Origin of the sequence: Geminicoccus sp., assembly GCF_036263595.1 — a bacterium.
GTDB lineage: Bacteria > Pseudomonadota > Alphaproteobacteria > Geminicoccales > Geminicoccaceae > Geminicoccus.
This window is the reverse complement of the sequence record NZ_DATAGQ010000201.1, coordinates 32,321-45,497: the sequence shown is the minus strand read 5'-3', so window position 1 is coordinate 45,497 and position 13,177 is coordinate 32,321. Positions and strand designations below refer to the sequence as shown.

The following is a 13,177-nucleotide window of genomic DNA, read 5'->3' as shown; positions in this document are numbered from 1 at the left end:
ATGACTGCCGATCGGCCCTCGCGCCTGCGCCGCTGGCTGTGGTTCGTGGGCCTCTGGGCCGCCGGTGTCGCCGCGACGGGGCTGGTGTCGCTCGTCCTGCGGTTCTGGCTGGCTTGAGCGGAACGCCTGCCCTTTTCAGAGCAGGCGTTCGATCTCCAGCGCGTTGATCGACGCATTGGCGCCATTGGCGGTGGCGAAGCCCAGGTCGATACGGCCATTGCGGACGATGACGTTGAGTTCCTGGAGATCGGGCGTCGCGAACCCGCCGCCGGTCGACCTGAGCGTGTCGTGGTTGCGGAGCATCGGGATGCCGAACAGGCCGACCGTCTGCCGGCGCTGCCCGATCCTGGTGTAGCGGCACTCCGCGAAATGCAGCCGGATCCGGTAGACCCCGTTGGCGACGGGGAACCTGTAGCCGAACTTCTTGCCGTAGCGTGCGTCCCAGTAGAGCCTGGGCAGGGTCGGATGGTCGACACATCCCTGGTACAGGATGGGCGTGCCTGGCGCGGCCAGGTCCATGTACTGGTCGACCTGATAGAATGCCGGCAGGGCGTCTGGATCCCTCGTGTCGGTCCGTCCAGCGTTGATCTGCAGACTCCAGAGAACCGATTCCTCGGGGTGAGGCCGCCCCAGGCGACGCAGGAGGAAGTTCCTGGTAACCGCCTCAGCCAGGAGCGAGCCGGAAAAGCCATGGCGCCAGCCCTCGTTCAGGTAGAAGTCGGGCTTGATGCCGGCGGCGCGCAGCTTCTCGTTCAACAGGACGGAGTGGACGATATCGACCTGGGGGTCCCTGCTGCCATGCATGATCTGGACGTAGCGGACGCTGCTCGCGTTCACGTAAGGGAGAAGGCTGGCCTTCTGGAACACGGGTTTGGTTTCTGCCGTCAGGGCGGTCCCGAGCCAGTACTCATGGCAAGGCTCGCCCGCCGGCGATGCCGGCAGAGTGAAATCGCTGCGTCCGTACCAGTCCGAGACGGCGGTGACGCGGTCGGAATAGCCGTCGCTCATGCCCTCGCGATCGGTCACGGGCATCACGCCCAAAACGGTGGCCAGATAGCCGCCGGCTGATTCGCCGTGGGCGGCGACCCTGGCGGGATCGATCAGGAAACGGTCCTTGTTCCTGCGCAGGAAGCGGAGCGCCTGCTGCACGTCCTTCAGGGCCGCGGGAAAGAGCCACTTCTGGTGTGCGGTGGCTTGCGGATTAAGCGGGTCGGGCGCCAGCCGGTAGTCGACGCTGGCCACGGCGATGCCGCTGTTGGCGAGGTTCTTGAGGAAGGTCGGGATGCGGGACTTCGATCCCCGGACATAGCAGCCGCCATGGATGTAGACGAGCAGAGGGGCCGGCCCGCTCGTCAGCCTGGGCCGATACAGGTCCAATTTGAGGGTTTCCGTACGAAGCTCACCATCGGAATCACGTTCCGTCACGACATCATAAACGATGTCGAGCTGCTGGATGAAGCCTGCGCGCGCCGGTGGCATCGTTTCCAGCAGGATTGCAAAAGAAGAAGCAATACAAATGACTATCATTCTTAAGAAGACGAACGGATCCTTCCACATCGTACTCCCAATCATCTAATAATGATGGAACAGATGATGCAATATTGTTGAAGCGCATGATTCATCGCTGACCATGCAAGACTGAATCTTAGAAACATCTTCACGCTAGCTGAAGATAACAGCCTGGAAAACAGTGATCGTGCGAGATGCGCAACCTCGTGCATCTGCTGCAGGCTGGCTCAGGACCGGCGGTGGACGATGATGCCTGTGTCGGCTGACGCCTGACGGAACCAGACGCCAGAGCAGCCGCTCCGCGTCGGATCTCGGATGGTGAAGCTCCGGCCGCCTTGTGATCGGTCTCTAGAAGAGCCGCTCGAGCTGCACCGCGCTGACATAGGCGTCAGCATTGTTGGTGGTCGCGAAGTCGAGGTCGAGGCGGCCGTTGCTGACGATGGCGTGCAGCTCGCGGATGTCCGCAGTGGCGACCCGGCCACGGGTCGACCTCAGCGTATCGTAGCCGCGCAGAAGGCGGACGCCGAACAGGCCGACGTCGAAGCGCCGCTGGCCGATCTTGGTGTAGCGGCACTCGGCGAAGTGCAGCCGGACCCGATAGGCGCCGTTCGTCACGGGAATGCGATAGCCGAACGCCTTGCCGAAGCGGATATCGCGGTAGATCTGGGCCAGGGACGGGGCGGCATTGGCGATCGGCTGGGCCAGGCACCCGCCAGCCACGGTCGTGCGGCCGGGAGCGTTCGGGTTCGCGTGGCGATCGGTCTGCCAGCCGGCCGGGATGGGCGCAGCACCTTGCGTCTCGAGCCGGCCGGAATCGATCCGCAGCCGTGACAGGACAGGCTGCTGACCAAATGGCCGGAGCGCTTCCAGCAGAAAGCGGCGAGTGACGGCCTGGGCGGCCAGATCATTGTTGAACTGGTGGCCGCGTCCCTCGTTCACGTACATGACCGCCGGGATGCCGGCCGCCCGCAGCCTGTTCCACAGCGAGGTGGAGTGCACGATGTCGACCTGCGGATCCAGGTTGCCGTGGATGATCAGGAAACGGCGGGCACTAGCACCATCGACGTGGGGAATGATCCCGGCCTGCTCGAACGCGGGCCTGCTCTGCTCGTCGAGGGGCTTGGCCAGCCAGAACTCGTGACAGGGCCACCCGTTCGGCGACTTCGGCAGGGTGAAGTCGGTCCGCCCGTACCAGTCCGAGACCGTGCCGACGCGCACCGAATAGGCATCGGTCCTTCCGGCGCGGTCGGTGAGCGGCAGCACACCCAGGGCGGCGGCGAAATATCCACCGGTCGATTCGCCGTGGACAGCAATGCGCGACGGATCCAGGCCGAACCGGTCCTTGTTCTGGCGCAGGAACCGCACGGCCTGCTGTACGTCCTTCAGGGCGGCGGGGTAGGGCCAGTGCTGCTGCCCGGCCGCCGGCTTGCGCGGATCGCGCGCCATGCGGTACTCGACGCTGGCCACTGCGATCCCGCTGCCGGTGAGGCCCCGGATGAAGGAGGGCACGCCACTCTTGGTGCCGGTGACGAAGCAGCCGCCATGGACATAGACCACGAGCGGCATCGGACCGGCAGCCGAAACGGGACGGTAGAAGTCGAGCATGAGCGAAACGGTGCGCTGGACGCCATCGCCATCGCGTTCGGTGACGACGTCGTAGACGATGTCGGGCTGAAGCTCGTAGGTCGACGCCGCCGCCCGCTCGCACAGCTGGATCAGTCCGCACAGGAAAAGCAGGACGGGCAGGACAATTGAAGGCATCGCGTCGGTCGCACGGCATTGGCGACAGACCGTCCGCCGGCCCGCCGAACATCGCAGCATGTTGCCGCACCGGCCCCATGCCGCAAGCGGAAACTCCACTCGGTCTCGCCTGCGACTTCGGCTGATCCCGCCGGACGGGAACTTCCGGCTCTTCATGCTCTTCGTCCACGACGGCGGAGGACGCTGGCGGTCGACCATGGGCGCCGGCCCTGCCGCCGGTTGCGCCTGCATCGGATCCTCAGGGAGGCAGCCCCATGAATCCTGCGACAGCCCATGGTCCCGCATCCCATGCCGGACCCAGGAGGTGGTACCGCCATCTCTACGTGCAGGTGCTCATCGCGATCGCGGCCGGGATCACCCTCGGCCATTTCTATCCGGACGTCGCGACGGCGATGAAGCCGATCGGCGACGGCTTCATCAAGCTGGTGAAGATGGTGATCGCGCCGGTGATCTTCCTGACAGTGGTTTCCGGCATCGCCTCGATGAGCGACCTGAAGAAGGTCGGACGGGTCGCCGGCAAGGCGTTCCTCTACTTCTTCACCTTTTCGACCCTGGCCCTGGTCATCGGCCTGATCGTGGCGAACGTCGTGCAGCCGGGCAGCGGCCTCCATATCGACCCGGCCACGCTCGATACGAAGGCGGTGGAAGGCTATGCCAGCGCCGCGCACGAGCAGACCCTGACCGGCTTTCTCCTGAACGTCATCCCGACCACGGCGGTGAGCGGGCTCGTGACCGGCGACATCCTGCAGGTCCTGTTCTTCGCCGTGCTGTTCGGCATCGCGCTCGGCATGATCGGCGAGCGGGGCGAGCCGGTGCTGAACGTCGTCAACAGCGCGATGATGGCGATCTTCCGGGTCGTGCACATCGTCATGAAGGTGGCGCCACTCGGTGCCTTCGGCGCCATGGCCTTCACCATCGGCCGGTACGGGATCGGCTCGGTCGCCAACCTCGCGGCCCTGGTCGGCACGTTCTACCTGACCTCGGTCCTGTTCGTGCTGGTCGTGCTGGGGGCGGTCGCCAGGTACAACGGCTTCTCGATCCTTTCCCTGATCCGCTACATCAAGGAGGAACTGCTCCTGGTGCTCGGCACCAGCTCGTCCGAATCCGCGCTGCCGTCGCTCATGGAGAAGCTGGAGAAGGCAGGCTGCTCGCCGTCAGTGGTGGGCCTGGTCGTGCCGACCGGCTATTCGTTCAACCTGGATGGCACCAACATCTACATGACGCTGGCCGCCTTGTTCATCGCGCAGGCCATGGACATCGACCTGACGCTCGGCCAGGAGATCCTGCTCCTGCTGGTGGCAATGCTGAGCTCCAAGGGGGCTGCCGGCGTCACGGGTGCCGGCTTCATCACCCTGGCAGCGACCCTGTCGGTGGTGCCGACCGTGCCGGTGGCGGGCATGGCGCTGATCCTGGGCATCGATCGGTTCATGTCCGAGTGCCGGGCGCTCACCAACTTCATCGGCAACGCGGTGGCCGCGATCGTCGTGGCGCGGTGGGAAGGCGAACTGGACAAGGCGCAGCTGTCCGCTGCCCTGGCCGGCAAGGTGGACGAGGACGCGGTGCCGGAGGTGGAGGTGCACGTGCCGGCGGACCTGCGGCGGGCCAGCTAGGCGCCGCCGGTCCCATGGTCCCTTGATCACCGTCATCATCTTGAAAAACAAGCTGCCCTATGGCTCAGCACCGGGGAGGGCCGAGCGCGGTCCTCGCGTCGACCGGAGGATGAGCCCGTGCCGTTCGAACCTTCCGTCGAAGCAGCCGCGGACCCACCGGCACGCCCGCTCCAGGACTATATCGACGAGCCGCCGCAATGGCGGGACGGCACGGCACTGCCGGCGGCACCACTGACGTCCATGCAGTGGCGGATCTGGTGGCTCGCGGCTGCCGGCAAGTTTTTCGAGGGGCTGGTCGTGTTCATGACCGGCGTGGCGATGCCGCTCATGGCCGACGAGTTCGACATGAACGGCGTGCAGCACGGCATCGTGGGCGCGGCCAGCCTGTTCGGAATCCTGGTGGGCGCCCTGGCGCTGGGCCATCTGGCCGACCAGTTCGGCCGCAAGTTCATGTTCATCGTCGAGATGGTGATCTTCGTCCTCTTCCTGATGCTGCTGTCGGTAAGCCCGAACTTCGGCTGGACGGTGTTCTTCCTGTTCGGGGTCGGCGTGGCGCTGGGCTGCGACTACCCGACCGCGCACCTCGTCATTTCCGAGAGCATCCCGACCGGCGCGCGCGGCCGCTTGGTCCTCGGCGCGTTCGGGTTCCAGGCCGTGGGCGCGCTCTGCGGCACGGCCGTCGGCTATGTCGTCCTCTCCAACGTCGACGGGGTCGGTGCCTGGCGCTGGATGTATGCGGTCACGATCATTCCGGCCCTGCTCGTGACGCTGGGGCGGCTGTTCGTGAGCGAGAGCCCGCACTGGCTCGTCAGCCATGGCCGCACCGAGGAGGCGGAGCAGGAGGCCAGGCGGCTGCTCGACCGCCGGCCGCCCTACCCGAAGGTCGTCCGGCTCGCCCGCGCGCGCCACGGCCATGTCTCGGCGCGCAGCCTGAAGACCCTGTTCCAGCCCTCCCACTGGCGCGCCACCGTCCTGGCCTCGGTCCCATGGTTCCTGCAGGACCTCGGCACCTATGGGATCGGCATCTTCACGCCCACCATCCTGGCCATGGCGCTCGGGCACGCCGCGACGCATGGCCACGATCTGAGCGACATCGTCGCCAACGACCTTCTGGCCGTGGAGGGGGCGGCGCTGATCGACCTCCTGCTCATCGTGGGCGTGGCCGCGGCGGTGATGCTGGCGGACCGGGCCGGGCGGATCCCGCTCCAGGTGCTGGGCTTCGTCGGCTGCGCGGCGGGCCTGCTGCTGGCGTCCCTGTCGCTGGACCATGCCGGCTGGGTACAGACGCTCCTCCTGTTCGCCGGCTTCATGCTGTTCAACTTCATGACGAATCTTGGACCGAACGCGCAGACCTATCTGATCGCCGGGGAGGTGTTCCCGACCCATATCCGCGGCCTGGGCGCCGGCTTCGCCGCCGCCTTCGGCAAGGTCGGGGCTGTGGCCACGGCGTTCCTGTTCCCGATCCTGCTGGAGGACATCGGGACGCAGACCCTGCTCTACCTGCTGGCCGGAACCTCGGTGCTGGGTGCAGTGGTGACCTGGCTGTTCCGGATCGAGACGTCAGGCGTGAGCCTGGAAACGGTCGGCCATCCTGATCCCGCTAAAGCGCTGGTAGATTAAGTTCATTTAAATTTCCATTTAATGATCAACTGCCCTATGTGATCGCCGTCATCCCGAACGGATGGACGGTCCTTCGGACGTCCGCGTCAGTTGTGTTCTCAGCCGGCCGAAGAAAGGCCGGCTGATCAGTCGTCTGTCGATTGCCAGATTTTCCGGGAAAAATGTAGAACATGATGGCGGTCATGTTTTGCTGCTGGATTGCTGTTGTTCGTCCAAGGCTGAGAAACTCGTCGAGAAGTTTGTCTTCCTGCGGAAGGCGTGACAAGCACTGGGGCAAGTGCCGTCGGTCGATCCGGCTGCCTTCGGAGTAACCTACACTGTCGAACTTCCTCGTTACCGGCGGCTGCGGCTTCATCGGCTCGCACCTGTCCGACGCGCTCGTTGCGCAGGACCACGACGTGACGATCCTGGACGACCTGTCGACGGGCCATCTCGCCCATGCACCTGCAGCAGCCCGGGTCGTCATCGGCGACGTACGGGATGCGGCGCTGGTCGGGCAGTTGATGCGGGAAGCGGACGGGTGCTTCCACTTAGCCGCCATCGCTTCGGTGTTCCGGGCCAACGAGGACTGGCAGGGGACCCATGCGGTGAACCAGACCGGCACCGTCAACGTCCTGGACGCTGCACGGAGCGGCCGGGGCGGACGATCCGTGCCGGTCGTCTATGCCTCGTCGGCCGCCGTCTATGGCGATGCACCGGCCGTGCCATTGTCGGAGCGCGAGCATGCCTGCCCGCTGACGGCCTATGGTGCCGACAAGCTCGGCAGCGAGATCCATGCGCGCGTGGCCTGGACGGTGCACGGCGTGCCGACCACCGGCCTGCGCTTCTTCAATGTCTACGGGCCGCGCCAGGACCCGCGCTCTCCCTATTCGGGCGTGATCTCCGTGTTCGTCGACCGGATCGGCCGGGGCGAGGCGATCACCCTGTTCGGCGATGGCGGGCAGACCCGCGACTTCGTGTTCGTCGCCGATGTCGTGGCACATCTGCAGGCCGCCATGGAGCGCACGCGCTCGGGCGCCAACGTCTTCAACGTGTGCACCGGGCGCTCCGTGAGCATCCTGGAGCTTGCGCGGACGATCGGGCGCCTGGCTGGGCGCAGGCCGCGCCTGATCCACGCCGACCCGCGTCCCGGCGACATCAGGGTGTCGCTCGGCGATCCGGGAGCGGCCATCGACATGCTGGGCATCTCGGCCCGCACCAGCCTGGAGGAAGGGCTCCGGCACACGCTGAACCAGGCGGCGGACGCGCTGCCGCTCCCTCACGCCGCATGATCCAGCATCCACGCCCATAAGGCTCCCGACATGACCATGGTTGCGGCTCCGCCGCTGTCGACCTTCCCGGCCGAGCGGACCGAGGTGGGTCCCACCTCGCGTGCCGACCGGCTCACCATCATCGTGCCCGCCTATAACGAGGCGGCGTCCATTCGCGACACGGTGGAAAGCCTCCTGGGGCAGACGACACGGCCGGCCGAGGTGATCGTCATCGACGACTGCTCGACCGACGACACGGCCGCCATCGCGCGAGAGGCCGGTGCTACCGTCATCCAGCCGCCGCAGAACACCGGGTCCAAGGCCGGCGCGCAGAACTTCGCGCTGACCCAGGTGACGACCGAGTATGTGATGGCGATCGACGCGGACACGGTGCTGGCGCCGGACGCGGTCGAGCTGATCATGGCGGCGTTCGATGAGCCTGGCGTGGCGGTGGCCTGCGGCTTCGTGCTGCCGCGCCATGTCGAGACGATCTGGGAGCGGGGCCGCTATGTCGAGTACCTGTTCGCCTTCACCTACTTCAAGCGGATCCAGGACTGGCACGACAAGGCGCTGATCGCGTCGGGCTGCTTCTCGGTCTATCGCAGCGACGTGCTGATGCCATTGGGCGGCTGGCCGACCCGCACCATGGCGGAGGACATGGACCTCACCTGGACCCTGCACGAGCAGGGCCGGGGCGTGCGGTTCGTGCCGGAAGCGCTCAGCTATCCGATCGAGCCGCGCGACTACAACTTCATGAGCAAGCAGTTGCGCCGCTGGTCGCACGGCTTCGTCCAGAACGTCCGCCAGCACTGGCGGGGCATCGTCGAGGTCTCCTATCTGCGCAGCGCCGTGGCCGTAGGCCTGTGGGATGCGAGCGTGGCGTCGATCCTCTTCCTGGTGGCGATGCCGCTGTTGGCCCTGTTCGTCAGCCCCTGGTTCCTGCTGGGCTACCTGATCGACCTGCCGGTGGTGGCGGTGCCCGTGCTGGCGGCGGCCATTCCTCGTGGCGAGACGATGAAGGCCTTGGCGAGCCTGCCGTCCTTTGCGGTGCTCAGGCTCGTGAACAGCCTGTTCTTCCTGAGGGCTCTCTGGAGCGAGCTGGTGCTGGGCCGGTCGCTCACCGTCTACGAAAAGGGACACTGATGATCGCGGGACTTCCTGGCGTCGGCCTGGGCGGCCTCTACTATGTCTGCCTGGCCCTCCTGATGCCGCTGCGCTTCCTGTTCGGCGACAAGCGTGCCCGCCAGCCGCGACAGAAACGCATCATGATGAGCGTCCTGCCGCTGACCCTGGCGATCCTGGCGGTGCTGGCGCTGGAAGGATTGGGACTGCACGCCCTGGCTGGCCTGATCGAGCCAGGGACGGGGGTGGCAGCTGATCTCGGCGGCCTGCGCGGCTCGGCACCGCGCCTGGCCCTGCTGCCTTTCGTGCTGCTGGCGGTGCTGATCGGGGTCACGCACCTGGTCAGGCTGGCACGGCGGCCATCGCGCCAGCCGGGCTGAGGAGCGCGCTTAAGTGAAGAGCGCGCCCAGGATCAGGACCATGACGAGGCCGACCACGGACACGAGCGTGGTCGCGACCGTCCAGGACTGGAGCGCCTCCTTCTCGGTCAGGCCGAAGAATCGGGTGACCACCCAGAAGCCGCTGTCGTTGACGTGGCTGGCGATCGTGCTGCCGGCCGCGATCGCGATGACCGTCCAGCCAGTCGGGCAGCCCGCGGGTGATCCGGCGCGAGATGATGCTGCCCCATAAGGGACCGGCGATTGCCATAGCCGGCAGGGCGCAGATCGTGCCGAACAGGATGACGAGGCCGAGATCGGCGTTGAGCAGGTTGGCGACCGCGATGGGTCCCGGCGTGGGCGGAATGAAGGCATGGGTCGCGGCACCGCCGGCGATCAGCGGCACGCCGTAATAGAGGATCGGGCGCTTGCCGTTGCGGGTCAGCTCGTAGATCACTGAGACCAGGATCACGAGGGCGACGTCGAAGAACACCGGAATCGAGACGAGAAAGCCGGTGAGGCCCAGCGCCCATGGCACCCGATCCTGGCCGAACTTGGCGACCAGCGTGGTGGCGAGGCGCTGGGCGCCGCCGGAGACTTCGAGCATCTGGCCGAACATGGCGCCGAGGCCGACCACGATGGCGACGAAGCCGAGCGTGCTGCCCATCCCGCGCTCGAAGGCCTTGATGATGTCGGGCAGCGGCATGCCGGCAGCGACCGCGACCAGCAGGCTGACCAGGAGCAGCGCCACGAAGGCATGCAGCCGCACCTTGATGATCAGGTACAGGAGGACGGCAATGCCCAGGGCCGCCACGAGGATGAGGTAAGCGTCGAAGTTCAAGCCGATGATCTCCCTGCTACGTTGCTGCTCCCTGCTGGCAGCCGACCGTGGGCCATCGTTCGCCGCATCGCGCGGTGGCGGCGGTTTCCGGAACCATGCCCGACTGCGGAACATGGACCGACGGCCCCAACGGTCCAGGGGTGGCAGGCATCATCCGCCGGGATGGCGGCTATCGAAGCTGCGGGCTGATCAGGCCGATGCGGAAGGGGGCGTGCTCGGCCTCAGGCGGACGGGGCGTACTTCACCGCGCAGCCATAGGGCTGCGTCACCGCCTTGGCGACCGGACGTCCGGCCAGCACGTCCAGCATCGCGTTCCTGAAGTAGGGCTCGGCCTTGGCGATGTCGGCCGGGCGGGTCGAGCGGATGGAATCGATTCCGCCCATGTAGAGCAGGGTGCCGTCCGGGCCGATGATGAACATCTCGGGCGTGGTGGTCGCGGCATAGGCACGGGAGGCCTGGCTTTGCGGGTCGAGCAGGACGGCGGTGGGCCTGGCGCCGCGGCTGGCGGTGAGTTCCCTGGCCTCGGTGCCGGTGACATGGCCCTGCATGCCTTCCGGAGACGAGGCCATCGAGAGCCAGACGATTCCGCTGCCGGTGGCTTCCGCCTGCAGGGCCTGCATGTTGCCGCTGCCATAGTGCTTCCGAACATAGGGGCACTCGTGGTTGGTCCACTCCAGCACCATGATCCTGCCCCGGAAGTCGGCGAGCCGGTGGATGGCGCCGTCCTGGTCGGGGAGTTCGAACCCTGGTGCCGGGGAGCCGACCGAGGGGGCCGCGTGGGCGAGACGGGGCAGGAGCGGGACGACCGCGCTGGCGAGCAGGGCCGAGCGGAGTGCTAAACGGCGGGTGATCGCAGCGGTCATGGCGGGAACTCCTGGTCGGTGGATCGTCAGCTGCTGCGCTGGCCTGGCACCCTCGCAGCCGTCCGGGTGGTGGCCTCGATCGCCTGAAGGACGATGTTCTCCGTCAGGATCTGCGGCAGGACGGTGGGGGTCCCGCCGGAGGCCGAGTAGAGGAGGTAGAGGGGCACGCCTTCGCGGCCCTGGCTCTTCAGGAGTGCCGAGATGGCGGGGTCGCCATTGGTCCAGTCGCCCTCGAGAAGGGCGACATTGCCGGCCCTGAACGCCGCCTGCACCGCGTCGGTATCGAGCGCGATCCGCTCGTTGACCTTGCAGGTGATGCACCAGGCCGCTGTCATGTTGACGAAGACGGGCTGCCCCTTCGCCTGCAGTTCGCTCACGCGTGCAGCGCTCCAGGGCTCGGCGGCGCCGGCCACCGGGATGCGCGGGGCGGCGGTGGCACCCTGGAGCTGGGGGAGCAGGGCAAGGGCCCCCAGCACCGCCAGGCCCGCCGCGGCCTTGGCGAGCAGGCCGGTCCTGCCGCTGCCCGCCTGGGCGGCGCCAATGGCCCAAGCAGCAAACGCGATCAGCAGGCCGCCGCCCAGGGCCAGCAGCACGCCGTCGGCACCGGTCTGCATCGTCAGGACCCAGACCAGCCAGATGGCGGCCCCGTACATGGGGAAGGCCAGGAACTGCTTGAGCCGCTCCATCCAGCTGCCGGGGCGGGGCAGCAGGCGGGCCAGATGAGGGAACAGGGCCAGGAGCGCATAGGGCAGCGCCATGCCGATCCCCATGGCCAGGAAGACCGCGAGCGTGGCGGCCGGCGGCATCGCGAACGCGGCGCCGATCGCGGCAGCCATGAACGGGGCGGTGCAGGGCGTCGCAACCAGGACGGCCAGGGCACCGGTGGCGAAGCTGCCGGCATGGCCGCCCTTGGCCGCGAGCCCGCTGCCGGACGAGGCGGGGCCGCCCACCGCATAAACGCCGGAAAGGTTCAGGCCCACCGCCAGCATCAGCCAGGACATGGCGGCCACGAAGATCGGCGAGGTGAACTGGAAACCCCAGCCGGCGACCATCCCGCCGGCCTTGAGGGCCAGCAGCAAGCCGCCCAGCGCCAGGAAGGACAGGACCACGCCGCCCGTGTACGACACGGCATGGCCGCGGATGGTCCGGCGCTCGGCACCGGACAGGCCGGCGATGCCGACCGCCTTCATCGCGAGGATCGGGAACACGCAGGGCATCAGGTTCAAGAGGAGCCCGCCCGCCAGCGCGAAGAGGGCGGCCTGCCAGAGCCCCAGCGCCGGCGAGGCGGCGGCGGGAACGGGTCCCAACGGCGCGCTGACGGTGTAGGTGCTGCGGCTGCCGGCCTGGTCGGTGATGGCGATGACGCCGTCCAGCCGCTCGGGCAGCTCGCCCTTGGCGCGGGCCAGCGAGAGGGTGAGCGTGCCCGGCCCTACCGTCAGTTCCTGCGGGGCTGCGTTCTCGACGACGCCCCACTCGGCCGGAAAGAAGAAGGCTTCCTCGACCGAGGCCGGTGAGAAGGTGTCGCCGGCCAGCTGGAGGGCGCCGGCCTCGCCGGCAAAACCCGCCGTTGCCGGCCAGGGCGATGGCCGGGGCAGGGCGGCCTCGGCCGCGGCGAACATGGGCGCCGTATCAGGGGACAGGCGCGGCGTCGCCTCGATCGGAAGGTCGAGCGTGAAGCTCGCTTCCTCGGGAATGCAGATCTCCGCGCAGACGAGCCAGTAGCCGTCGGCCTTGACCGAGAAGGTCTGGCCCGGAACGAGCGTGGCAGGCGGCGTCACCGAGATCGGGAACACGACCTCGTTCTCGTAACCAAAATTGACGAGCGGGCCGTAAGGGATGCGCTCCGGTGCGGGAAAGACCAGCTCGCCGGCTTTTGCGCCCTCGGGCAGGCCCAGGGTGAGCTGCGGCGGCTCGCCGGCATCGCCCGGGTTGCTCCAGTAGGTGTGCCAGCCGGACGCGATGCGCTGGCGCAGGCCCAGCCGGAAGGGCTGGCCGGGTGCGATGGCCTGGGCCTCGCTGACCACGGTGACGGTGGTCTGCGGCGAGGTGAACGGCGCGCTCTCCTGGGCCAGCGCCGGCGGCGCGGACAGGATGGCCAGGAGGCCGGCCAGGTAGGCCAATGGGGCGTGCCGCCAGGGCATGTCGCCTGGGATCCTCAGCGCTGCGAAAAGACATGGGGCACCGGATCCACACCGGTCCCTTGCACGGGCAATATCGTCCGGTG

At 67.5% G+C, this 13,177-nt stretch carries 11 protein-coding genes and 1 pseudogene; 6 read left to right on the top strand and 6 right to left on the bottom strand.

Annotated features, from left to right (window positions below; translation table 11 throughout):
- Entirely contained in the window at nt 1-117 is a 117-nt protein-coding gene (locus tag VHL31_RS22150; protein ID WP_329663418.1) for a DUF2474 domain-containing protein, read from the top strand.
- Between the two features lie 18 nt (nt 118-135).
- Here the strand turns inward: VHL31_RS22150 and VHL31_RS22145 are convergent, their stop codons facing one another.
- Nucleotides 136-1,479, bottom strand: a complete 1,344-nt coding sequence (locus VHL31_RS22145) for an alpha/beta hydrolase fold domain-containing protein (RefSeq protein ID WP_329663417.1) — start codon at nt 1,477-1,479, stop codon at nt 136-138.
- Between the two features lie 378 nt (nt 1,480-1,857).
- Nucleotides 1,858-3,270 (bottom strand): alpha/beta hydrolase fold domain-containing protein, encoded by a 1,413-nt coding sequence (locus VHL31_RS22140; protein ID WP_329663416.1) that lies wholly within the window; start codon nt 3,268-3,270, stop codon nt 1,858-1,860.
- Between the two features lie 254 nt (nt 3,271-3,524).
- Between VHL31_RS22140 and VHL31_RS22135 the strand changes: the two genes are divergently transcribed.
- Complete coding sequence (locus tag VHL31_RS22135) at nt 3,525-4,880, top strand: dicarboxylate/amino acid:cation symporter (RefSeq protein ID WP_329663415.1); 1,356 nt, start codon at nt 3,525-3,527, stop codon at nt 4,878-4,880.
- 240 nt (nt 4,881-5,120) lie between these two features.
- On the top strand, nt 5,121-6,500 hold the full coding sequence (locus VHL31_RS22130; RefSeq protein ID WP_414653804.1) for an MFS transporter: 1,380 nt from the start codon (nt 5,121-5,123) through the stop codon (nt 6,498-6,500).
- Between the two features lie 34 nt (nt 6,501-6,534).
- Here VHL31_RS22130 and VHL31_RS22125 read toward each other — a convergent pair whose 3' ends face one another.
- The gene (locus VHL31_RS22125; protein ID WP_329663413.1) at nt 6,535-6,855 is read right to left on the bottom strand and encodes a hypothetical protein; all 321 of its coding nucleotides are present in this window, start codon (nt 6,853-6,855) and stop codon (nt 6,535-6,537) included.
- Between VHL31_RS22125 and VHL31_RS22120 the strand changes: the two genes are divergently transcribed.
- The 3 genes from VHL31_RS22120 to VHL31_RS22110 are packed head-to-tail and all read left to right on the top strand — an operon-like array spanning nt 6,818 to nt 9,252.
- A complete protein-coding gene (locus VHL31_RS22120) occupies nt 6,818-7,771 on the top strand; it encodes an NAD-dependent epimerase/dehydratase family protein (RefSeq protein WP_329663476.1) in 954 nt (317 codons plus the stop codon). The two genes, VHL31_RS22125 and VHL31_RS22120, sit on opposite strands and share 38 nt — an antisense overlap.
- A gap of 30 nt (nt 7,772-7,801) precedes the next feature.
- Entirely contained in the window at nt 7,802-8,893 is a 1,092-nt protein-coding gene (locus tag VHL31_RS22115; RefSeq protein ID WP_329663412.1) for a glycosyltransferase family 2 protein, read from the top strand.
- Nucleotides 8,893-9,252 (top strand): hypothetical protein, encoded by a 360-nt coding sequence (locus VHL31_RS22110; protein WP_329663411.1) that lies wholly within the window; start codon nt 8,893-8,895, stop codon nt 9,250-9,252. Before VHL31_RS22115 ends, VHL31_RS22110 begins: the two co-directional genes overlap by 1 nt.
- Before the next feature lie 193 nt (nt 9,253-9,445).
- On the opposite strand, the pseudogene VHL31_RS22105 reads toward VHL31_RS22110, so the two are convergent.
- The 3 genes and pseudogenes from VHL31_RS22105 to VHL31_RS22095 all read right to left on the bottom strand — a co-directional run.
- Nucleotides 9,446-10,090: pseudogene (locus VHL31_RS22105) on the bottom strand (SLC13 family permease); the annotation flags it as partial.
- 221 nt (nt 10,091-10,311) lie between these two features.
- Nucleotides 10,312-10,953, bottom strand: coding sequence for a redoxin domain-containing protein (locus VHL31_RS22100; RefSeq protein WP_329663409.1), 642 nt, complete (start codon nt 10,951-10,953; stop codon nt 10,312-10,314).
- Nucleotides 10,954-10,979: 26 nt separating this feature from the next.
- Nucleotides 10,980-13,094, bottom strand: coding sequence for a protein-disulfide reductase DsbD family protein (locus VHL31_RS22095; protein WP_329663408.1), 2,115 nt, complete (start codon nt 13,092-13,094; stop codon nt 10,980-10,982).
- Between the last annotated feature and the right edge of the window lie 83 nt (nt 13,095-13,177).